Here is a 21,084-nt window from a genome sequence, read left to right as displayed (position 1 = left end):
GCTAGCCGACCACACGGCCGGTGACGTCGCCGAGCGCGAGGCCCAGCGACCCGCGATCGGTGACGAGGTGGTCCACTCCCCCGGCCCGGGAGTGCTGGCGGACGGTGGCCGCGCCGGGCGGGTCCCAGCCGGCCAGGAGCGCCATCGTCTCGTCGTCGTAGCCGGCGACGTCGTCGCTGACGAACACCAGCGACCCGAGGGTGGTGTTGACGGTGAACAGGGCCCGGCGTTCGGCCTCGCTGAGCCGGGTGTCGTCGGTGCGCAGGATGACCACGTCCGGGTCGTTGCCGAACCAGACGCCGTCCGTCCAGGCGCGGGCCACGCTGCTGCGCATCGACGACACGGTGGAGATGCGTTCCGGGTAGCGCAGGGCCCGCTGGACCGGGTCCTCCCACCTGGCCGCGACGTCGGCGCCGACCCGGCAGTACTCGACCAGGCCGGCCGCACTGACCAGCGGCACCCCGCAGCCCAGGACGGCGGCCTCGCCGCACCACTCGCGGAGCAGGGTCATGGCGCGGCGCATCCGCTGGGCGCGGGTGGCGCCGGGGCGCCCGTCGAGCGCGGCCGCGTAGAGGAAGTCGAGTTTGAAGAACCCGAAACCCCACACGTCGCGGGCGGTACGCACGACACCGGCCAGGTGGTCGACGACCTCGGGGTGTTGCAGGTCGAGGGCGTAGAAGGTGCCTTTCCAGCCCGGGTTCCAGCCGGCCGGCACCCGGTGGCCGCGGTCGTCGCGCAGCAGCCAGTCGGGGTGTGCCTCGGCGAGGTCGCTGTTGCGGGCGGTGACGAACGGGGCGAGCCACAGGCCGGGCCGCATCCCGGCGCGGCGGGCGGACGCGGCGAGCGGGGCGACCCCGTCGGGGAAGCCGGGGGCGAAGCCGGTCCAGTCGCCGACGCGGGCCTGCCAGCCGTCGTCGATCTGGAACACGTCGAACCGGACCCCGGAGGCGGCGAGGACGTCGATCTCGCCGGTGAGCCGCCGGGCGTCGATGTCGCCGTAGTAGCGGTACCAGCTGGTCCAGCCGGTGATCGCGTCGGCGGGCCGGGCGGTGGCGACGGTGGCGGCCCAGGCGCGCAGCAGTTCCGGGGCGTGCTCGCCGTGGTGGTGCTCGATCCAGGCGACCCGGGTGGTGCGGCCGGGTTCGAGGCGCCAGCCGGCGACGTCGACGACGATCCGCAGCTCGTCGGTGCCGGCTTCGATGACGGTGTACGCGTCGAAGCCGAGCCGGGATCCCCACAGCTGGGCGCCGGTGCCGTTCTGGACGGCGAGGACCTCGTGGGAGCATTCGGCACGCGGGTCGCGCTGGTCGCGGGCGATGGCGGCGTCGCCGTACCGGTCGAGTTTGAAGAGCCGGGCCACCGGGTGCAGGGGCCGTCGCCGGGCCGCCAGGGGCCGGACCTGCGACTCCGACCAGGTCTGGTAACCGGACAGCCAGGCCAGGTCGCCGGGCCGCACCGCGGCGGGCAGCCGGATGACCAGGTGGTCGAGTTCGAGCTCGGCGGCGCCGGCGGTGACGTCGAGCCAGAAGCCGGGGCCGTCGCCGCTGGTGGTGACGGTCGCGTCGGTGGCGCTGACCGGCACGACGGTGCCGCGCCGCCGGACGGCGAGCCTCCACTCGGTCATCGCGTCGTCCCTTCGATCAGCCATGCGCAGTGCCAGGTCCTTCCGGGGGCGAGCCGGCCGGCCCGCTGGAGCCGCAGGTCGCCCGGCTTGTCGCCGCCGACCCCGCGCTGGGCGACGTCGAGCGACAGCGTCGCCGGCCCGGTGGCGGGCAGTTCGTCGGCGTACGCGGCCGCGGCGAGCTGCTCCTGCGTGTACGGCCGGACCGACGCCTCGAACGGGTCACCGGCGATGCGGCGGATGGTCAGGGTGAGGCCGCCGCCGGTGAGTGTCAGCCTCTCCAGACCGGTACGGTTCCCGTTCTCCTGCGGATGGGCGTACCGGTGCGGGAATTCTTCCACCGACCGTGACCACCGTCCGAGCGGGGACCCCGAACAGCGGTCACGATAGTTCTCGCCGCGGCCGCGCCCGATCCATTCGACGTGGGAGAGCCGGTCGTCGAGGGTGCCGGTCAGCCCGGCCCGGATCAGCTGGTGCCGTCCGGCGGTGGCCCACATCTCGACACGGACGCCGGACAGGGTGGCCTCGACGGCGAGGCGGATGTCGGCGCCGCGGACGCGCCAGCGCATCCGGCCCGGATCGTTGCGGTAGGGGCGGGCCCGCCGGTTCGCGCGGCGCCACGCGTTCACCCCGGTCAGGGGTGTCAGGACGGGTGCGAAGTTGGCCAGGCCGCGATCGTTGTCGGTCGCGGCGCGCCACAGGTTCAGCCGGAGTGGGCTGCGCAGGAACTCGACGCCGCCGAACCGCAGTGAGGTGATCGCGCCGTCGCGGGTGTCGACGCCGGCGTATTCGGAGAAGCCGGTGTCCGGGATGCGGGCCAGTTCGAACTGTTCCCAGGCGATCTCACCGACCTCGATCATCAGGGCCCACAGGCCGGGACCGGCGATCGGCATGATCGGCAGCCGGAGGTCGCGGGTCCGGCCGGGGGCGGTGACGATGTCGCCGACCTCGCCGGACGCGACCGTCGTGCCGTCGCGTTCGAGGCGCCAGCGCAGGGTCTGGCCGGTCAGGTCGAGGAAGGTGTGCCGGTTGGTGAGCCGGATCCCGTCGCCGGTGCGGGTGATCACGACGTGCTGGTAGACCTTCGCCAGTTCGTCGTAGGCGGGGTGCGGGGTGCGGTCGGCGGCGACGATGCCGTTGGCGCAGAACCAGCGGTCGGTCGGCGTCTCCCCGAAGGCGCCGCCATAGGCCTGCCGATCAATACCGGACTTCAGCGGTACGGCGATCGTCTGATCCACCCAGTCCCAGACGAAGCCACCGGCCCAGTTGGGGTACCGGTGGAAGTTCTCGACGTGGTCGGCGGCGTTGCCGAAGCTGTTCTCCATGGCGTGGGCGTACTCGCAGGCGATGACCGGCCGCCCCGCGTACTGCCGCGCGGTGAACGCCTTGTCGTCGCCGCCGAGCTTGTTGAGCAGCCGCTGGAGTGGGTTGATCCGCACGTCCCGGTGCCGGCCGATGCGCCGTTCGAGCTGGGGTGTCGGGTACATCAGGGAGTACACGTCGGAGGTGGTGAGGGTGGTGTCGCCCTCGTAGTGGACCGGCCGGGTGTCGTCGAGGGCGAGGACGGCCCGTTTGGCGGCACGGAACGCCTCGCCGTCGCCGGCCTCGTTGCCCAGCGACCACATGATCACCGACGGGTGGTTGCGGGAGCGGCGGACCATCGCCTCGACGCGGGCGAGCACCGACGGCAGCCATTGCGGGTCGTCGCCGGGGATGCCTCGGCGGCGGACCCCGTGCGACTCGACCTCGGCCTCGTCCATGACGTAGAGGCCGTGTTCGTCGGCGAGCCGGTAGACCTGGTCCGGGTTGGGGTAGTGCGACAGGCGGATCGCGTTGACGTTGGCGGCCTTCATCAGGGCGATGTCGTGTTCGCGGACGTCGGCGGGGACGTCCCAGATCCGGCTCGGGTGGAAGTCGTGGCGGTTGACGCCGTGCAGGACGATCGGGCGGCCGTTGACTCTGAGTTGCTCGCCGGCGATCTCGACGCGCCGGAATCCGACGCGTAGGTGGCGGACGTCGGGGGTGCCGTCCTGCGGCTGGGTGGTGACGCGGAGCCCGTACAGCATGGGGGTCTCGGCGCTCCAGGGACGGACCCGCAGGTCGACCGCCTGCAATGACCCGCTGCCCTCGGCGATGAGGTCGTCGCCGAGGTGGACCTGGACGTGAGCGTCGACCTCGACCCGCAGCGAGCCCCGCTCTTCGACATGGTCGTAATCAGTCGTGACGGCGATGTCCCAGGGGGCGTGGGCGGGTTCGGCCTCGAGCCAGACGTCGCGGGTGATGCCGGAGAGGAACCACATGTCCTGGTCTTCGAGGATGGTCCCGGTCGAGTAGCGGTGCACCACGACGGTGACCTCGCAGCCGGTCCGGCCGGTCAGGTCGAAGGTGGCACCGGTCATGGAGCCTTCGCTGTAGCCGACGAGTTCGCCGTCGATCAGCAGGTGGAAGGCGGATTTGACGCTCTCGAAGCGCAGTGTGATCCGGCGGCCGGCCCATTCGGGCGGGATGTCGAGGTGGCGGCGGTAGACGCCGGTCGGCCGGTCGGTGGTGCTGAGGCGGCCGTCCCGGCCGATCGCCGGTGGGTAGCGGAACGCCAGGTAGTAGGGGGTGCCGTGGCCGTTGAGTTCCCAGACGGCCGGGACCTCGATCTTCCCCCATGTGTCATTTTCGGACAGGCCAGGATTGAAGGACAGGGTGGGGCTCCAGGCGAAGTCCCAGGTGCCGCGGAGGCTGATCCGTTCGATGGTGTCGGCGTCGGAGCGTTCGGCGCGTTGCGGCATGCGGCCCCAGCCCACCACGCGCGGGTCCTCGACGTCGCGGCGCATACGGTCGATGTTCACGCGAGTTCGAGCTCCCGGACCAGTTCGGCGTGACGTTGTTCGTCGAGGCGGTACCAGATGAGCGGGATCGCGGCGAGCACGCCGATGACGCCGGGAACGATCGTCATGGTCGCGTGCAGGCCGTCGAGGGTGGCCCGGGTCTGGTCGGTGTTGGCGACGTAGCCGAAGACGCCGAGCAGGGCGAGGCCGAGGGACGCGCCGATCGCGGAGGCGACCTTGGTCTTGAAGATGTTGCTGGAGAAGACCAGTCCCTCGGTACGCCGTCCGGTGCGCCACTGCCCGTACTCGACGGTGTCGGCCAGCATCGACAGCAGGGTGATGTTGGTGACGCCGTAGCCGAGCCCGGTGATCGCGATCCACACCAGCATCGGTGTCAGCGACTCGTAGCCGGTCAGCCACGATCCGATCGAGGTGACGGTGGTGACGGCGAGGCCGGCCAGTGCCGCCGTCCGCTTGCCCCACAGTCTGGCCGCGGCCGGGCTGATCAGTGAGCCGGTGACCGTGGTGATCGCGAAGACGCCGACGAACGCGGGCACCAGCGCCTCGGCGTCGAAGTTGTAGCGCAGGTAGTAGGCGGGGATGATGCTGCGGATCGTGAACGCGATCTCGGTCAGCAGCATCGCCAGGAGCAGCAGCAGGAGCGGGCCGTTCCTGGCGAACAGCGCCAGCATCTCGCGTGCCCCGTAGCGGGGGGACGGCACGTAGTCCTCGCGTTCGCGGACCCGGGCGAAGGTGATCCAGGTCAGGATCATGGCGGTGACCGCGTAGAGGACCGCGACCGCCGGCCAGGACAGCGCGGCCACCAGCGGCAGCGTGATGATGTTGACGCCGATGAAGCCGATGCTGGCCAGGGTGCGCGGGACCATGACCAGCGAGGTGCGTTCGCGGGCGTCCAGGGTGAGGGCCGCCGACATCGACCAGTAGGGCACGTCCATGGCCGAGAACGACAGCCCCCACAGCAGGTAGCTCAGGTAGGCCAGCGCGAGCGTCGTCGACTCGCCGAGCTGCGGGATCGAGAAGCACAGCACGGTGAGCAGGCCCAGCAGCGGCGGGGCGAACAGCAGGTACGGCCGGAACCGTCCCCAGCGTGACGAGGTGCGGTCCACGAGCATCCCCATGACCGGGTCGAACAGGGCGTCGACCACCCGGACGACCAGGAACAGCAGCGACGCGGCGGCGGCCGTGACGCCCAGTTCGTCGGTGTAGAACAGCGCCAGGTACGTCGCGACGAACCCGTAGATGATGTTGTTGCCCAGGCTCCCCCAGCCGTAGGCGAGTTTCGTGCTCCAGCCCATCGCGTGTGCCTTCCTGTCCCGGCGATCTCACCGCGGGCCAGAAAATAACACACGTGTGTCATTTTAGCGTGGTGCGGATCACGTCGTACATACGCGCGGCATCCGAGGCGTCCGGCAGCGGCACCGCCACGCCCCGGCGCAAAGCGGTCAGGCAGTCCGCCGGAGGGACATCGACCAGGGCTTTCAGCGGCTCGGCGGCCCTCCGCGCCGACATCCCGAGAACTTTCGCGGCGCCACCGACCAGTGCACGCATCGGCTGGTCGAAATGGACGTGCATCCCGCTGTCGACGAACAACGGGTTGTAAAGGACATACCGGATCGGAGTGCCCGGATACTCGCCCGCGAATCCGGCGCCGAGCAGATCGTTGGCCCGTGCCACCTGCATCGTCGCCGCGAACAGCGAGTACCCGCGGGTCAGGGTCAGGTCGTCCCAGTGCACATGACCGGCCCGGATGCCACCCACCCCGCACAGGTTGAGGATCATCGGATCCGGGGAGCGTTCCAGGGCCGGGCGCAGGCCGTCGGCCAGCAGATAACGGGCCAGGACACCGATCGCGAACGTCCGCTCGTGGCCCTCGGCGGTCACGATCCGCCGCCGCGAGAACGATCCGGCCGACAGGACCAGGGCGTCGATCCGGTCCGGCAGACGACCGATCAGGTCCCGGGTCTCCCGCACCGACGTCAGGTCGGCGTCGGCGCTGCCGAGAGCGATGACGTCGGCGTCCAGCGAGGTGGCCAGGGCCCGGCCGATTCCGCGGGTCCCGCCCGCGATCACCACAGTGCGCATACTGGGATCGTCGACGCCACCGGACCCGGCCGAAAGAAGGCACATTCATGTCACCGGTCGTGCCCCTGCCGGTCACCGCCGCCGACCGTTCGTCGTGCGCGGCGACCGGGGTGCCCGACGTGCTGCGCCTCGTCGGCGAGAAATGGTCCGTCCTGATCCTGGTCGTCCTGCGTGACGGCGGGCCCTCCGGGTTCAACCGGCTCCACCGCGCGGTCGAGGGCCTCAGCCGGCGCATCCTGACCCGCACGCTGCGCGGCCTGGAGGAGAACGGCCTGGTCAGCCGACGGGCCGCCGACTCGCACGTCGAGTATGCGATCACCGCTCTCGGTGCGTCCCTGCTGCCGCTGATCATCGCTGTCGGTGAGTGGGCGGTCGAGCACGAGCCGGCGATCACCGACGCCCGGGCGCGTTACCGCAGCCGCTTGCGGTAACGGTGATGACGGGTCGCCACCCGGAAGCCGAGCCTCTCGTACAGCGTGCGCGCCCCGGCCGGATCGTGCGCCTCCGTCCGCAGCCGCGCCGGCCCGCCGAGCGCCACCAGCGCCCGGGTCAGCAGTGCCGACGCCAGCCCGCGCCGCTGGAAATCCGGGTCGACGGCGACATCCTCGATCTCGTCACCGTGCACCGCCACGAAACCGGCGATCCGCTCCCCCGACGTCGCCACCAGGAACGACGACCGGTCCGACCGTCGCAGCCAGTCCCGCAGCCGGTCCTCCGGCGGCAGGGTCACGAACGGCCTGCCGGCCCACGCCCGCTGCGCGAGCCGCCACAGATCCCCGGCATCGTCCACGGTCGCGTTGCGCACCGCGATCCCTTGCGGCAGATCCCTCAGCGGTACGGCCGAAGCGTCCCGCCGCATCCAGATCATCGTGAAGATCCGTGCGTACCCCCGGCTGGCCAGCAGCGCCGCCCGGTCGTGCTGCCCGTCGTCGGCGTTGCCACCGAGCATCACCGTCCCACCGAGGCGCCTCTGCTCGCTGAGCCGGGCCGCGGCCACCTCGGTCTCGTCCAGCAGCATCCCGCCGAGTCCACGCCGCCGGTCCGCCGCCCGCACGTGCCCGTGGGTGAGGAACAGGTGAACCCCGTCGTCCTCGGTCCACGACCGCAACGACGCCCACCCGGCGACCGTCCCGTCCCCGTCCTCCGCCACCAGCGACCACTCCGCCGCCGCCAGCCGCTCCCCGACCGCATCCCCGGCCCGCAACGGCCGCAGCAGAAACCCCGCCATACCACCGCACTGTAAGCCCTACCGGCGGGTCACCCTCGCGGACCGAACGGCGCCAGCCCGGAACACCACGCCGGGCAGGTGCAGGCGCCCTGCTCCAGCAGACGGCGCCGCAGGTCGTCCGGTGTGTTCGGGTGGTGGGCGATCATCGCGCGGTCGAGGAGGTGCCGGTCGCCGAAGCGGACCTCCTCCCGGCCGGCCGTGCGCTGCAGAGCGGGACCGGGAGTGTCGTGGTGGAGCAGCGCGTTGTACTCGACCGAGCTGTCCTCGTCGTCCATCAGCCGGTCCAGTGCGTCGGGCGGGGTGCGCGGGTTACGGGCCGTCCACAGGCGCACCGGGCGAATCGGGTCGCCGGCCAGCTCCCGCAGACGATCGAGGGTCGTGTGTGGTGACCGCGCTTCGAGCACCCGCCGGTAGCCGGCCATCCGTTCCTGGTAGGAGCGCACCACCCGGACGGGTTCCGTCACCGGTGCGGCCACTCGCCGATGAGCGCGACGGCATGACCACCGCCCCCGCACCACCAGACCGCGGCCCCGTCATGCTCGCGGGCATGCACACCGCCACGGTGACCGGGACACACCGGCCAGGCCGACCACAGCGCGTGCATCACCGCGTCCTGCGCGTCCTCGGCCACCGCCACCAGCGCGGACACCGGATCGGCGCCCTCACGCGGGTGGACACCGCACCCCGACCCGGTGTGCCCGTCCCACGTCTCGACGTAGGCGTTGCCGTTGCGGCCGCGCTCCTCGTCGAAGAACCGGAACCGGCACTCCCGGCCCGGCCCGATCGTCGCCACATCCCGGTTGACCAGGCGCAGCGCCTCCTCGACGTGGACCATCAGCTCCGGCGCGTCCAGAAAGCCCGGCTCGACGCCGTCGTCGCGGTCGTCCACGCTATTCACCGACGAGGGAGCTGAACTGGATACCGGCCAGGCGCCAGCCGCCGGCCTGCTCGACCCACGTCTGACTGACCCGGACGGTCAGCTCCATCGGCTGCCCGCGCCAGACCGAGCTGCTGTGCTGCACGCACCTGACGATGGCCGCGTGCTCGTAGGCGGCGATCTCGATGTCGCTGCTCTCGACGCCGGTGTAGGCGAAGTCGGCGAACTTGCCGAGCCATTGCGCCTTGTCCAGCACGTATCCCTGCTCGCCGATGGAACGGAAGTCGTCGGCCAGCAGAGTGTCCAAGGCGCCGGTGTCGCCGCGGGACTCGGCCTCCTCGAACGCCCGGTGCAGCCGGTGGATGTCGACGGTCACGGACCCATCATGCCGGTCGCCCGCGAGCACTATCCTGGCGACCGTGACTGAACCGCAGCTCGCCTGCCCCCTGTGCCACGGGACCGAGTTCCAGCAGGAGGAGTCCCGCCAGGACAGCCGATGGGGGTTCACCAGCCACCGGATGACACTGATGATCTGTGTCCGCTGCCGTTACGTCCTGCATTTCTACGACAAGCACAGCATCTTCGACATCGACTGAGGCAGGCGGTGTCAAGTCCCGCGGCGGTGCCGGGCCGCGTCGACGGCACGCAGCGCGTCATCGACGCTGCCGAACAGCCACGCGCCCGGGTCCTCGCCCAGTTCGGAGGTGACCAGGCTGGTCAGGGCCTTGCGGCAGCTGTCGGACACCACGACCGCCGGGTTCACGCCGTGGACGACGGCGTCGTCGAGCACCGAAGCCATCATGTCGCCGGAGCGGTAATCGAGGTCGCGCAGGTCCAGTACGACACCGGCCGGTGTGTGCGCCCGGCGCGCGGAGGCGAGCACGGCCCGCATGAACACGCCGTCGCCGTCGCTCTCGTCGTACGTGCCTGAGAAGGCCACCACCAGCAGATCGGCGTCACCGCGGCGCACGGTCGCGAACCGATACCGGATGGTGTGAGAGCGGGACACGGGGGCAATTACATACCACGACCGCTCCATGCCGGTCGGGGAACCGCTGCTGCCGGTGGCGCGGGACGGCAACGTCGACCAGCGCACACAGTGATCGACCGTGCGGCCCGGTTCTTGCCCGAACGGGCACGAGCGAACACACACGGCCGATCGTGAGCGCTCAACCACGCCGGGACGACGGCACGAGCACACGCAACGTCAACGTGTGCGCGGGTCACCGCTACGACGAGGCCTGCCGAACAAGGACTGCTGCGGCCCCTGGCGTTGCGGCAACGGCTATCGGGTGTAGGAGGACGATGCCTCGGAGCGGGTGCGGCAGATCCGGCGATGCGGGCCGGGACCTCGATCGGCAGGCTGGCCCGGCGTGTTGCCTAGGATGACTCCCGATGACGACACCCGAATCTCCGACCGATGCCATGTCACCCGCCCTGGCCAGGGCGGAAGCGGCCCTGCGGCTGCTGTCCGGTGTGCCGGTGGCCCTGGACGTCGCCGTCCGGCAGCTCGCCCGGGGCGGCGGTGTCTACGCGTGGTGGGCCGGTCCGGCGGTCTTCCCCGAGTTGCCCGGCCGGGCGAACGAGCACGACCCGTCAATGCGGATGCTGTATCTCGGGCGGGCCGGCAACCTGCGCGGCCGGATCCTGCGGAACCACCTGCGGCGTTCGGGTAGCTCGACGCTGCGTCGCACCCTGGCCGGGTTGCTTCTCTCCGAGGGCTACCGGACGACCTTCACCGACCGGGTCGTGCTGGTCCCGGAGGACGAGGCCCGTCTGACCGCGTGGATGCACGCGAACCTGTGGCTGACCTGGGCCCAGGACGCCGAGCCGGTCTCGGTGGAGGCCACTCTGGTCCGTCGCCTGCACCCGCCGTTGAACGTGAGCGGCGTGGACCGTGAGCACGTCCAGCAGGCGGTGGTCGACGCCAAGGCCGCCTACAACAGGTCGACCTCGTCGTAGTCGAAGCTGACTTTCCGCAGGTGGGGCAGCCCGCGCAGTCTCGCCAGGAGCGCGTCGTCCGGTTCGCCGGGCAGTGACAGGTCTCGGAGCTCGGTCAGCTCGGCGATCCAGTCGGGGATCTCGTCGATCTCGTTCAGCCACAGGCCGAGCTCCCGCAGCTTCGTCAGACCGCGGATCCACTCGGGGACGGTGGTCAGGCCGTTGCGGGACAGCTCGAGGCGGGTCAGCTCGGTGAGCTGCCCCATCGTCGCGGGCAGGCTGTCCGGCGAGTCGTTGAACCAGCCGAGGTAGAGGTCCAGGTCGGTGAGGTGGGTCAGGTCGCCGATGCTGGCGGGCAGCCGATCCGACCGGGTGTCGATCAGGGCGAGTTCGCGCAGGTTCGTCAGCCGGCCGAGGGCGTCGAGCGGGCCGGCCTCCAGATTGTTCTCGCTCAGGCTGAGCACCTGGAGCCCGGTCAGCGACCCGATCACGTCGGGCACCTCCTCCAGGGCGTTGCTCTGCACGTTGAGGCCGGTCAGCGCGTCCAGCTCGGTCAGCCAGCCGGGCAGGTCGTCGAGGCTGTTGAACTGGAGGTCGAGCGATTCGAGGTGGGTGAGCCCGCGCACCTGCTCGGGCACCTCGTGCAGCCCGCACCGCGACAGGTCGAGCGCCGTCGCCCGCGTCGCCAGCGCGGCCTCGATCCGTTCCTGTGCCTCCCGCATGCGCCACATGCTAGGCGCTGACCGGTAGTCACCCCGTTGGTCCGACAATTCCCGGTCAGTCGAGGGGCGCGTACCAGTGGGCGCCGGTCACCAGGATGCGTTTGGACTGGTCACGGTTCCAGACGACCTGCATGCCGTGTTTCTGGAGGGTCGGGAAGACCACGGCGTCCATCAGGTGTTCGAGGTCGATCTGGTAGGCGGCCTCCTTCTCGCTGTCGGCCAGCTTCTCGTACGCCTCCTCGTCGAAGTCGGCCGGCGGATACACGCCGTAGCCCAGGTAGACCGAACCGGTGGGGTCGGCGATCAGCGAGTCGGTGTCCTGCTGGTGGTACCAGACGTAGCCGTGCCAGTGCCGCGAGTCGTCGCGCTCGTCGTGGATCTCGGCCGACGCGCAGGTGCCGCAGCAGCTGAAGTTCTCCCGGGCGAGGACGCCGCGCGCGTTGAGCTCGTCGAAGGCCATCGTCAGGTTGCTGCGGATCTCACCCCACGACCGTTGCTGATCGCGCCGGAACGCGAGGGCCGCCTCGTACGCCGCGGTCAGCTCCTCGTCGGTGAGGCCGTGCCGGTCCTCGTCGTCCTCGAGGTACTCGACGAACTCGGCCGGGTCGTCGTCGCCCCGGACGATCCAGGTCCAGATCTCCTCCTCGATCCCGGTGCGGGCCGGTCCGGTGATCCGGGCAGGCAGGAAGCTCACACCGTCGGGGCGATCGTTGTAGACCCAAGTACTCATGCCGGTGATGATGACACAGCGTGATCGCGGCCCGGTGAGGGCACCGGGCCGCCCGAAATGGATCAGCGCTTGACGGCCGTACCGCCGAGGAAGCCGGACCATCGCTCGCCGCCGGACCGATGCGCCGGGGTGAGGTGTGCGCCGTCGCGGAAGGCGCGGAACGCGGCACCGGGAAGGCGGACCGGGACCACCCGGCGGTGGCTGCCGATCGCTTCCAGGTAGGAGCGGAACAGGTCGGGGGCGTGCAGCACCTCGGGTCCGCCGAGGTCGTCGGCGCGGCCCGGGACCGGGTCGGCGGCGAGTTCGGCGAGGCGGGCGGCGACGTCGGCGGTGGAGATCGGCTGGACGTCGACGTCCGGTGCGAACACGAGCGGCAGCTTGGCGGCCAGCCGGGCGCCGGACAGGACGAACTCGTGGAACTGGGTGGCCCGCAGGGTCGTCCCGCCGTACGCCGTGATCAGGCCTTCGACGTCGAGCTTGATCCGGTAGTAGGGGAACGGGATCCGGTCGACGCCGACGATCGAGACGAAGATGACGTGCGGGTGCCCGGCGCGGGCGGCGGCGTCGAGCAGGTTGCGGGTGCCGGCGATGTCGGTCTTTCCCTGCCGGCGGGTGTCGCTGGCGCAGTGCACGACCGTGTCGACGCCCGCGAGGGCCGCGTCGAGGCCGGCGCCGGTGACGAGATCACCCTGGTGGGCGGCGCCCGGGCGGCGGCTCAGGCCGCGGACGTGGTGGCCCTGCGCGGTGAGGAGGTCGGCCACCGGGCGGCCGAGGGTGCCGGTGGAACCGGTGACGAGGATGTGCTTCATGACAGCAGGACGAACCGGTTCGGCAGAATGTGACGGTGTTTTCCGAACTCGTGGTGCGCGGTCTCGTCCAGAACCCCTCGGTGCCGGCGGACGCTCTGGTCCGGCTGCTGCGGGACTGGCCTGACGCGCTGACCTCGGGCCTTCACGGCCGGGCACGTCTGCCGATGCCGTTGCAGGAGGCGATGGCCGGGCACCCGTCACGGCTGGTGCGGTCGGCTCTCGGCAGGCATCCGGACGTCAATCCGGCGCTACGGGTTCGTCTGCTCGCCGACGACGACTCACGGGTGCGCCTCAGCGCCCTCGAAGGGCGCCATCGTCCGCCGCTGCCCCCGGATGCTCTGGAACAGGTGCTGTCCGGCGCATGCGAACCCCCGCCGGACGGGTGGTTGACGGTCGACGAGTACTTCGAGGAGATCTTCTTCGGCGATGTGGGCAGGATCCGTGCGGCGGCACAACACCCGGATCCGCGGGTGCGCCGGCAGGCGGCCTCGCGGAAACCGGAGCTGCTGCTGGACGACCCGGATCCGCTGGTGGCGGCTGCCGCGGCCGAGCGGCACCGCCCACGGGTGCCGGCCGATCTGCCCGGTCAGCACTGCCACATGTTCTGGGTCGTGCTGCACATGCCGTTGTCGCGGGAGCTGGCCGAGCAGGTGGTGGCGTCCGGTGACGTGCAGGCCATGAGGAGTGTCGGCGCGAACCCGACGACGCCCGCCGACCTGGTGGAGACGCTGTCACGGCACGCCGACGCCGGCGTCCGGGCCGCCGTCACCGACCAGGACCTGACCGCCGACCAGGTGCGGCGGCTCGCCGGCGATCCGGACCCGTCGGTCCGCGGCGGGATCGCCCACCGCGCCGACCTGCCGGACGACCTGGTGCGACGGCTGGCGGCCGACCCGGATCCCGAGGTCCGCCGGATCCTCGCCGAGTGGGCCCTCGTCAGCGACGACGACCGGGCCGCGCTGATCTTGCCCGAAATCGATCTGCCGCGGGCGATCCGGTGGGCGCGGTCGGACAACCCCCGGCTGCGCCGGCGGGCGGCGTCGGTCACCGGGTTGCCCACCGATCTGGTGGCGGTCCTCGCCGACGACCCCGATGCGGTGGTACGGGAGAAGCTCGCGACCACCCACCCGGAGGCGCCGGGCGAGCTGTTGTTGCGCTGCTTCCTCGAGGGCCACGCCCGGCAGGAAGTACTGGCCCGGCCTCAGTTCCCGTTCGACGGGCTGGCCCGTTTCGCCACCCACGACGATCCCCGGATCCGCGCGCTGGCGTTGCACGACCCCGCACTCGACCCGGCGACCGCCGACCTGCTGACCCGCGACCCCGACGACCAGGTCCGGGTCGCGGCCGTCCGCTGCCCGCGCCTGCCCGCCGACCGGCTCACCGCCCTGCTCGACGACCCGTTCCTGGCCGTCGACGCCGCCGCGAACCCGTCATTGGACTGGGAAGCAGCCCTCGAACGGATCGGGTAGTTCCCGCCATGCCGCGAACCCCTGCGCCACCTCGTCGTCGGTGAGCAGGCAGCGGCTGAGCAGCCCGGTCAGTGCCGTGTGGTCCAGGTCGAGCCCGATCAGGGCGAGCGCGGTCCGCCGGTCGCCGTAGTAGGGGTGCCAGGACAGATCGGCGGCGATCCTGCGCTGGTCACCGGCTTCCATCCAGCGGTCGGCGGGCAGCGCGTCCAGCCAGTAACCGAGACTGCCGAAGCTCACTCCCCCACCGGCCGACTCGAACGCGATGACGGTGTCGGGCTGACTGGCGATCCACAGCTGCCCACGGCCGCGGACGGCGTCGGCGGTCAGCTCGTCGAGGGCGTCGTGCAGCCGTTGCGGGTGGAACGGCCGCCGGCAGCGGAACACGACGCTGGTCTGCGGGTCGTGGACGCCGATGGCACGGCCTTCGAGGGCGAGACCGAGCGTTCCCGGGCGTTCGGGGTCGTGCCGGCGGGTGCCGCGGACCAGCGTGGACAGTCCGCCGATGTCGAGGCTGTGGGTGGTGCCGGTGGGTACCTGCACGGCCCACGGGGCGAGCCGGTGCACGAGCGCGCCGAGCCGGTCGACGTGGTCGCGGTCGCTGCCGGGGCGGCTCCACAGCACGACGGTGTCACTGAACTCGACCTGGTGCACGACCACGTCGGCGACCGTGCGGTGGTCGTCGTCGGCGGCGTGCAGGCCGCGGTGGCGCAGGTCGTCGGTGCTGACCAGGTCGTCGAGGAACCGGTCGGTGTCGACGACGGTGACGTAGGAGTCGAACCGGACCTCGGTCAGCGGTCCGCAGGCGGTGGCGACGGCTTCCGGTTCGATCGTGTGCGGCAGGACCAGCAGCAGGTCACGTCCGGGTTGTTCGGCGGCGAGGCGGGCCAGGGTGGGTACGACGTCCTCGCGCAGGGTGCAGGCGACGCAGCCGTGTTCGATCCGGACGGTCTCGTGTTCGAGGATGCCGGTCGCGGTACGGACGGTCCGCAGCACGATGCCGTCGCGGATGCCGGTGATGTCGTGGCTCACCGCGACGAGCCGGTCGTCGGCGATGAGGAGGGCCTGTGCGGTGGCCTGCACCGCGCTGGGGACGAAGCCGGACAGCACGGTGACGGCGGTGGTGGTCAGTTGGACGTTCACCACCCCATCTTGTTGGAAATGATTTTCATTGTAAAGTGTCGGCATGTCGAACCACCACGGGAACCACGAGAGGGTGCGGCTCTGATGGCCCGCCGCAGCCTCACCGAGCGCGAGAAGCGCCGGACCGAACTGTCCGCACGCCACTGCGACCGCCGCACCGAGCTGAAACGGCAGGTCCTCGACCCGGACACCCGCGCCGAGGCACTACGCGGACTGGCCCGGCTGCCCCGCGACGCCAGCCCGTCCCGGCGCCGCAGCCGCGACATGATCGACGGCCGGCCACGCGGCGTGTTCAGCCGTTTCGGGCTGTCCCGCGTCCGGTTCCGCGAGATGGCGCTACGCGGTGAGCTCCCCGGGGTCCGCAAGGCCTCCCTCTGAGCAGCCGGCTCACACCCGCCGGACGATCGTCCCCGCCGAGCCGAGGGCACCGGTGTGTTCCTCAAGGGCGTCGTCGGTCGTGACGACGACGTCGAAGGCGGACACCGGCGCCACGTGAGCCAGGGCCGTGCGGGTGAACTTAGCCGGGTCGGCCACCGCGATCACCCGGTGGGCGGAGGCGATCATCGCGCGTTTGACCGCGGCGTCCTCCAGGTCGTAGGCGGTCATCCCGTCGGCGGTCAGGCCGCAGCAGCCGAGGATCGCGGTGTCGAAACGCAGCGCGGCCAGCGATGCCAGGGCCAGCGGGCCGGTCAGCGCCAGCTCGCCGGCCCGCGGCTCGCCGCCGGGCAGCAGCAGCCGCAACCCGGGCGCGCCGACCAGCACGTCGACGGCGTGCAGGGACATCGGCATGACGGTGAGCCGGCGGGCGGTCAGCAGGCGGGCCACCTCGACACAGGTGGTGCCGCTGTCCAGGACGACGGCCTCACCGTCGGCGATCATGTCGGCCACGGCCGCGGCGATCCGGCGTTTCGCCTCGTGGCCGTCGTGCGCGCGTACCGTGAAGGGAGGCTCTTCTCCGCGCAGCGTCAGGCTGCGCGCGCCGCCCCGGTAACGCTCGATGACGCCCTGGTCGGCGAGATGCTCCAGATCCCGGCGGACGGTCATCTCGGAGGTGCCGGTCAGCTCGGCGAGCCGGGTGACGCCGACCTGGCCGGCCTGCTGCACCGCGTCGAGGATCCGCCGATGCCGGTCACTGATCGTCATGCCCGTCATTGAACAGCAAAGTTGGCCCCGATACAACTTTCCGAACATCATCGCTGTTTGTTATGTTCGAAAACATGTTCACAACTGTAAGGCCGGAAACGGTCCGGGCGGCCACCACGGCCACCTACGTCGCCTTCATCGGCTCCGGCTTCGCGTTCGCCAGCTGGGCGTCCCGCATCCCGCAGGTCCGCGACCAGCTCGGACTCGACCCGGCGGGCCTCGGCCTGGTCCTGCTCGCCATCGCCGCCGGCTCCCTGCTCGCGCTCCCCCTCTCCGGGCCGGTCGTCACCAGGATCGGGTCGTCACGCACCGTCATGGCGATGGCCGTCCTGCTCGGCGTCGGCCTGACCGTCGCCGCCATCGGCTCGCTCGCCGGCGTCGTACCCGTCGTGATCGGACTGTTCCTGCTCGGCTTCGCCAACGGCGCCTGGGACGTCGGCATGAACGTGCAGGGCACCGTCGTCGAACGGCACCTCGGCAGCTCGATCATGTCCCGCTTCCACGCCGGTTTCAGCCTCGGCACCGTCGCCGGCGCACTGCTCGGCACCGGCATGGTCGCCCTGCACGTGCCGGTCGCCGCCCACCTGACCGGAGTCGCCGCCGTGGTCGTGGCCGCCGTGGTGTGGCAGGCCCGCCACTTCGTCGCCGACCAGGACGAGCCCGATCCCGGCACCGCCGACAGGGCACCGCGGTTCAGCGCGCTCGCCGCGTGGAAGGAGCCGCGCACCCTGCTCATCGGCGTGTTCGTGCTGTGCTTCGCCTTCACCGAAGGCGTCGGCAACGACTGGATCAGCATCGCCGCCATCGACGGCCACCACGTGTCACCGGCGCTGGGCACGCTCGCGTTCGCCGGCTTCCTCGTCGCGATGACCATCGGCCGCTGGTACGGTCCGGCCATCCTGGACCGGCACGGGCGCACGGTTGTCGTACGCATCCTCGCCCTGATCGGCACCGCCGGTGTCGCCCTGTTCGTCTTCGCCCCCCACCCGGTTCTCGCCTACGCCGGCGCCCTGCTCTGGGGCCTCGGCGCGTCACTCGGCTTCCCGGTCGGCATGAGCGCCGGCGGCGACGACCCGTCCCGCGCGGCCGCCCGCGTCAGCGTGATCGCCTCCATCGGCTACTGCGCGTTCCTGGCCGGCCCACCGGTGATCGGCTTCCTCGGCGACCGGATCACCGTGCTCCGCGCCCTGATCACGGTGGCCGCCCTGCTCGGTCTGGCCGCCCTCATCGCCACCGCCGTCCGCCCGCTCCCGGCCAAGGCCCACCAGCGGTGAAGCCCGGGCCGCGCTGATCGGCCGGACGCTGGTCCGGAGGCACCGACGGCCGATCGACGGCCCGCCCACCTGCTGCCGCGTGACCGGCGGTCCCTCCTACAGCGGCAGCAGGTCCTTGGTGAGACGGCGCCGCAGCTGCCACCAGTCCTTGTCACCGGGCGGCCGAGGGAAACCGCCGTCGCTGAAAACCCAGTTCAGGTAGGAGACGAACGGCAGGTCGGTCTCCCAGCTGAAGACCCCGTCGACGCACCCGTCGGGAAGGATGAAGCCGTACGCCCCGCCGCCGCTGGTGTTGTTCTTGTGATAGTGATCGGGCGCGACCGGGAGCACGAACGGTTCGTCGTCGGGGTCCTCCGCCTGCCTCTCCTGCCAGTCGTCCCACTCCTCGTCGACGACGTCGACGAACCACCGCGGCACCTCGTGCAGGCTGCCCTCCAGCTCGATCACGAGCGGGTCGGCGCCCGCCAGGCCCGGCATCGACGGGTGGGTGCCCACGAACCAGACGTCCCCGACGATGCGCGCCCACGCCGACAACGTCATGGGTACGGCACCGAACCGGTCCTCCAGCCGTTGTACGTACTCCGCAGCGCCCGCCGTCGGAGGGGCATGCGGCAGCATCGGCACCTGACCGTCGTCGTTGGAGTGGAATCGGTAGCCGTCCTCCGTCAGCCGTTCGACAAGGACCTCGATGTTCTGCCGGGCCCGGCGCGCCATCTCGTCGCAGACCAGCTGCGCCTCCTCGCCGAGTCCGGTCCCGCGGAGAGTGCTGCCGACCTGGCGCAGCTCCAGCCACACCCGCTGCCGTTGCCCCCGCTGATAACGGCTGAGCCAGCCCGGCGATGAAGTCATCCCGCGATCTTGCCAGACGGCCGGGAGAATGATGTCGGCTATCGCTCGGACACCCGGCGGCCAGACGAATAATTCGGCGGCATCGATGGGTGCGGTTCTGTTAGACAACTCGGATGCCCGGACGCCGACGCCTCGTTCCGCTCGCTCTGGCCCTTGCCGTCGACATGTTCGGCAGCGGCCTGTTCCTGCCGGTGTCGCTGCTGTACTTCACCGAGGTCGCCGGGCTGTCGCTGGGCACCGTCGGGGTGCTGCTGAGCGCCGCCGCTGTGGCGTCACTGCCGGTTCCGCTGCTGGTGGGGCACGTGGCGCACCGGTTCCGGGCGGTCGACCGGGTGATCCTCGCGCAGGTCCTGCAAGCGGCGGCGTTCGGGGCGTACGGGTGGGCGCACAGTGCCGCCGGGGTGCTGGCCGTGGCCATGCTCGCCTCGATCGGTCAGCGGCTGTTCTGGTCGTCGTTCTTCCCGGTCGTCGCCGGCCTCGGCGAGCCCGGCGAGCAACGGGGGCACACCGACCGGCGGTACGCGGTCACCGGCATGATCCAGATGGCGTCGATGGGCGCCGGGACGCTGCTCGGCGGGCTGGTCGTGGCGTACGGCTGGTATCAGCCGGTGGTCTGGTTCAACGCGGTGACGTTCCTGGTGTCGGGGGTGCTGCTGCTGTTCGCGCCACGGGACGCGCCGGTCACCGCCGAATCGGTGGCGGGTGGCTACCGGGCGATGATGCGCGACCGGCCCTACCTGCTGCTGATCGCGGTCAACACGGTGTTCGCACTGTGCAGCGTGTTCATCGGGGTGGCGTTGCCGGTCTATCTGGTCGAGGCGCTGCCCGCCCCGGACTGGCTGGTCGGGCCGCTGCTGGCGGCGAACACGGTCCTGCTCGCGTCGGGACAGGCGCTGGCCGTCCGGCTGGTCCGGCCGCTGTCCCGGCCGCGGGGGCTGGCGCTGGCCGGGGTGCTGTGGGTGGTGTGGGCGCTGGTGTACGCGGCGGCGGTCCAGGTTCCGGGAACGGTGCTCATCCCGTACCTCCTGGTGGGTCTGATCCTCTTCGCCGCCGCCGACCTGATCCACGCGCCGCTGTCGAACGCCCTGTCCGCGGCGGCCGCGCCACCCGCGCAGCGGGACCGTTATCTCGCGGTCTACCAGTACTGTTTCGCCTTCGCGAGCGTCCTCGCGCCGGTGTTCTTCACCGCGCTTTACACCCGCGGCCCGGCCGTGCCGTGGCTGACCCTGGCCGCCCTCACCACGGTGGCGACCGTCGTCGTCCACGTCCTGAACGGCCCGCTGACCGCGCGGGAAGAAGCGTCGAGCGAACAGGCCGTCCCGTGACCGGTCACCAGGAAGCGGCTTTGAACGCCCCAGTCACCCGCCCCTCCGTATGCCCGATGCCCGCCCAGGCCGCGTCCTCACTGCATGCGCGAGCCGACACGATGATCTCCACGGGCCGGCCGAGGGCGTCGTAGTCGGTGAAGTCGTAGTCGACGGAGTTGCCGGTGCCCTGCTCGACGAGCATCTCGATCTCGATGGAGTCCTCGTCGATGTAGTAGCCGGTGGGGGCGGTCTGGGTCACGACGTTCGACTCCTGACAGTCCGCGTTGCCTTCGTCGTCGGCAACGCCGGTCTGCACCTCGACCGTGATGTCGATGAATCCGGGCCCGGCCTGGACGGCCGTCGCGGGCGCCACGGCGAGGACCGATCCGAGGGCCACCGCCACTACTGCGTTCATCACAAACTCCTTGCCGACGAATTGGTACTATTCGCCCGAAGTATGCCCGCCTTTGAACGCTGGCCTGCGAGTCATCGCGCCGCGCGATCAATCGGTCAGCGATATGGACGGCGGGAGCCGGTCATCTAGGTGATCATCAGGAGCAGTGCCTGGTCGTTGTCGGCGGCGGAGCGGTAGAAACGCCGCAGGTCGGCGACGTGCCCCAGGAATCTGTCGGCAGGGACGTCCTCGTGCCAGATGTCGGGGTAGATCTCGGCGGCCTTCATCGCGCGGCGGTCGAAGCGGGCGCGCAACGTGTCGTCGTCCAGGGCGTCGAGGGCGTCGGCCACCACGCGGACCCGGTCGGCGGTGACCAGGCGGGCCGGGCCGTAGCCGCCGTCCTCGCCGATGTCCTCGCCGCCCAGGACCGCCGCGCCGGCGACACCATCGCCGAGGTCCCATGCCGAACCGGCCAGCAGGTAGTGCACGCCGTGCCAGAACTTGTCCAGATTCAGCTCGGGCTCGGGCATCTCGGCGTCGTAGTCGTTGAGATCGCCGAAGAGCAGCGCCTCGACGGTGTCCGGGTCGTCGTGGACCGATTTCAGTTCGGCGTCGGAGAGACGACGGCCGATCAGTTCCATTCCCACGGGGCGTCCCC

General features: G+C 71.1%; 24 protein-coding genes. 7 read left to right on the top strand and 17 right to left on the bottom strand.

The annotated features are described in order from the left end of the window. Position 1: 1 nt before the first annotated feature. Genes ACFO0C_RS25600 through ACFO0C_RS25585 form a run of 4 tightly spaced genes read right to left on the bottom strand, consistent with a single transcriptional unit; the run spans position 2 to position 6,543 of the window. Complete coding sequence (locus ACFO0C_RS25600; protein ID WP_378069220.1) at positions 2-1,624, bottom strand: glycoside hydrolase family 36 protein; 1,623 nt, start codon at positions 1,622-1,624, stop codon at positions 2-4. After that, entirely contained in the window at positions 1,621-4,461 is a 2,841-nt protein-coding gene (locus ACFO0C_RS25595) for a glycoside hydrolase family 2 TIM barrel-domain containing protein (RefSeq protein ID WP_378069219.1), read from the bottom strand. The genes ACFO0C_RS25600 and ACFO0C_RS25595 overlap by 4 nt, the downstream gene beginning before the upstream one ends. Next, entirely contained in the window at positions 4,458-5,756 is a 1,299-nt protein-coding gene (locus tag ACFO0C_RS25590; RefSeq protein ID WP_378069218.1) for a glycoside-pentoside-hexuronide (GPH):cation symporter, read from the bottom strand. Before ACFO0C_RS25590 ends, ACFO0C_RS25595 begins: the two co-directional genes overlap by 4 nt. Before the next feature lie 58 nt (positions 5,757-5,814). Further along, positions 5,815-6,543: a hypothetical protein gene (locus ACFO0C_RS25585; protein WP_378069217.1), complete on the bottom strand. Its 729-nt coding sequence runs from the start codon at positions 6,541-6,543 to the stop codon at positions 5,815-5,817. Positions 6,544-6,590: 47 nt separating this feature from the next. On the opposite strand from ACFO0C_RS25585, the gene ACFO0C_RS25580 reads away from it, so the two are divergent. Next, positions 6,591-6,974, top strand: a complete 384-nt coding sequence (locus ACFO0C_RS25580; protein WP_378069216.1) for a winged helix-turn-helix transcriptional regulator — start codon at positions 6,591-6,593, stop codon at positions 6,972-6,974. Here ACFO0C_RS25580 and ACFO0C_RS25575 read toward each other — a convergent pair. Genes ACFO0C_RS25575 through ACFO0C_RS25560 form a run of 4 tightly spaced genes read right to left on the bottom strand, consistent with a single transcriptional unit; the run spans position 6,953 to position 9,024 of the window. Next, positions 6,953-7,771, bottom strand: a complete 819-nt coding sequence (locus ACFO0C_RS25575; RefSeq protein ID WP_378069215.1) for a GNAT family N-acetyltransferase — start codon at positions 7,769-7,771, stop codon at positions 6,953-6,955. The genes ACFO0C_RS25580 and ACFO0C_RS25575 overlap by 22 nt on opposite strands. A gap of 29 nt (positions 7,772-7,800) precedes the next feature. After that, the gene (locus ACFO0C_RS25570; RefSeq protein WP_378069214.1) at positions 7,801-8,235 is read right to left on the bottom strand and encodes a hypothetical protein; all 435 of its coding nucleotides are present in this window, start codon (positions 8,233-8,235) and stop codon (positions 7,801-7,803) included. Further along, positions 8,232-8,660 (bottom strand): hypothetical protein, encoded by a 429-nt coding sequence (locus ACFO0C_RS25565; protein ID WP_378069213.1) that lies wholly within the window; start codon positions 8,658-8,660, stop codon positions 8,232-8,234. The genes ACFO0C_RS25570 and ACFO0C_RS25565 overlap by 4 nt, the downstream gene beginning before the upstream one ends. Position 8,661: 1 nt before the next feature. Continuing rightward, the gene (locus ACFO0C_RS25560; RefSeq protein WP_378069212.1) at positions 8,662-9,024 is read right to left on the bottom strand and encodes a nuclear transport factor 2 family protein; all 363 of its coding nucleotides are present in this window, start codon (positions 9,022-9,024) and stop codon (positions 8,662-8,664) included. A 43-nt stretch (positions 9,025-9,067) separates the two neighbouring features. Here ACFO0C_RS25560 and ACFO0C_RS25555 point away from each other — a divergent pair, with 43 nt between their 5' ends. After that, the gene (locus ACFO0C_RS25555) at positions 9,068-9,244 is read left to right on the top strand and encodes a hypothetical protein (protein ID WP_378069211.1); all 177 of its coding nucleotides are present in this window, start codon (positions 9,068-9,070) and stop codon (positions 9,242-9,244) included. Positions 9,245-9,255: 11 nt separating this feature from the next. On the opposite strand, the gene ACFO0C_RS25550 is transcribed toward ACFO0C_RS25555, so the two are convergent. Further along, a complete protein-coding gene (locus ACFO0C_RS25550; protein ID WP_378069210.1) occupies positions 9,256-9,657 on the bottom strand; it encodes a hypothetical protein in 402 nt (133 codons plus the stop codon). Between the two features lie 386 nt (positions 9,658-10,043). Here ACFO0C_RS25550 and ACFO0C_RS25545 point away from each other — a divergent pair, with 386 nt between their 5' ends. Next, positions 10,044-10,610: a GIY-YIG nuclease family protein gene (locus ACFO0C_RS25545; protein WP_378069209.1), complete on the top strand. Its 567-nt coding sequence runs from the start codon at positions 10,044-10,046 to the stop codon at positions 10,608-10,610. On the opposite strand, the gene ACFO0C_RS25540 is transcribed toward ACFO0C_RS25545, so the two are convergent. The 3 genes from ACFO0C_RS25540 to ACFO0C_RS25530 form a co-directional block, all read right to left on the bottom strand. Beyond that, on the bottom strand, positions 10,586-11,311 hold the full coding sequence (locus ACFO0C_RS25540) for a leucine-rich repeat domain-containing protein (RefSeq protein ID WP_378069208.1): 726 nt from the start codon (positions 11,309-11,311) through the stop codon (positions 10,586-10,588). The two genes, ACFO0C_RS25545 and ACFO0C_RS25540, sit on opposite strands and share 25 nt — an antisense overlap. Positions 11,312-11,366: 55 nt before the next feature. Further along, a complete protein-coding gene (locus ACFO0C_RS25535; RefSeq protein ID WP_378069207.1) occupies positions 11,367-12,041 on the bottom strand; it encodes a DUF6891 domain-containing protein in 675 nt (224 codons plus the stop codon). Between the two features lie 62 nt (positions 12,042-12,103). Further along, entirely contained in the window at positions 12,104-12,850 is a 747-nt protein-coding gene (locus tag ACFO0C_RS25530; RefSeq protein ID WP_378069206.1) for an SDR family oxidoreductase, read from the bottom strand. Positions 12,851-12,885: 35 nt separating this feature from the next. Here ACFO0C_RS25530 and ACFO0C_RS25525 point away from each other — a divergent pair, with 35 nt between their 5' ends. Beyond that, positions 12,886-14,319, top strand: coding sequence for a hypothetical protein (locus tag ACFO0C_RS25525; protein ID WP_378069205.1), 1,434 nt, complete (start codon positions 12,886-12,888; stop codon positions 14,317-14,319). On the opposite strand, the gene ACFO0C_RS25520 is transcribed toward ACFO0C_RS25525, so the two are convergent. Further along, positions 14,281-15,459, bottom strand: coding sequence for a CobW family GTP-binding protein (locus ACFO0C_RS25520; protein ID WP_378069204.1), 1,179 nt, complete (start codon positions 15,457-15,459; stop codon positions 14,281-14,283). The genes ACFO0C_RS25525 and ACFO0C_RS25520 overlap by 39 nt on opposite strands. A gap of 84 nt (positions 15,460-15,543) precedes the next feature. Between ACFO0C_RS25520 and rpsN the strand changes: the two genes are divergently transcribed. Then, entirely contained in the window at positions 15,544-15,837 is a 294-nt protein-coding gene (gene rpsN / locus ACFO0C_RS25515) for a 30S ribosomal protein S14 (protein WP_378069203.1), read from the top strand. 9 nt (positions 15,838-15,846) lie between these two features. Here rpsN and ACFO0C_RS25510 read toward each other — a convergent pair whose 3' ends face one another. Further along, complete coding sequence (locus ACFO0C_RS25510; protein ID WP_378069202.1) at positions 15,847-16,602, bottom strand: DeoR/GlpR family DNA-binding transcription regulator; 756 nt, start codon at positions 16,600-16,602, stop codon at positions 15,847-15,849. A gap of 74 nt (positions 16,603-16,676) precedes the next feature. On the opposite strand from ACFO0C_RS25510, the gene ACFO0C_RS25505 reads away from it, so the two are divergent. Further along, positions 16,677-17,876, top strand: coding sequence for an MFS transporter (locus ACFO0C_RS25505; protein ID WP_378069201.1), 1,200 nt, complete (start codon positions 16,677-16,679; stop codon positions 17,874-17,876). Between the two features lie 96 nt (positions 17,877-17,972). Here the strand turns inward: ACFO0C_RS25505 and ACFO0C_RS25500 are convergent, their stop codons facing one another. Next, a complete protein-coding gene (locus ACFO0C_RS25500; RefSeq protein ID WP_378069200.1) occupies positions 17,973-18,725 on the bottom strand; it encodes a hypothetical protein in 753 nt (250 codons plus the stop codon). Positions 18,726-18,838: 113 nt separating this feature from the next. On the opposite strand from ACFO0C_RS25500, the gene ACFO0C_RS25495 reads away from it, so the two are divergent. Beyond that, the gene (locus tag ACFO0C_RS25495) at positions 18,839-20,050 is read left to right on the top strand and encodes an MFS transporter (RefSeq protein WP_378069199.1); all 1,212 of its coding nucleotides are present in this window, start codon (positions 18,839-18,841) and stop codon (positions 20,048-20,050) included. A gap of 4 nt (positions 20,051-20,054) precedes the next feature. Here the strand turns inward: ACFO0C_RS25495 and ACFO0C_RS25490 are convergent, their stop codons facing one another. Both ACFO0C_RS25490 and ACFO0C_RS25485 read right to left on the bottom strand, forming a co-directional pair. Next, on the bottom strand, positions 20,055-20,447 hold the full coding sequence (locus ACFO0C_RS25490; protein WP_378069198.1) for a hypothetical protein: 393 nt from the start codon (positions 20,445-20,447) through the stop codon (positions 20,055-20,057). A gap of 125 nt (positions 20,448-20,572) precedes the next feature. Further along, a complete protein-coding gene (locus ACFO0C_RS25485; protein WP_378069907.1) occupies positions 20,573-21,067 on the bottom strand; it encodes a YfbM family protein in 495 nt (164 codons plus the stop codon). Between the last annotated feature and the right edge of the window lie 17 nt (positions 21,068-21,084).

This window comes from Actinoplanes subglobosus (genome assembly GCF_042650585.1).
GTDB lineage: Bacteria > Actinomycetota > Actinomycetes > Mycobacteriales > Micromonosporaceae > Actinoplanes > Actinoplanes subglobosus.
This window is presented reverse-complemented; position numbering and strand designations above follow the sequence as displayed.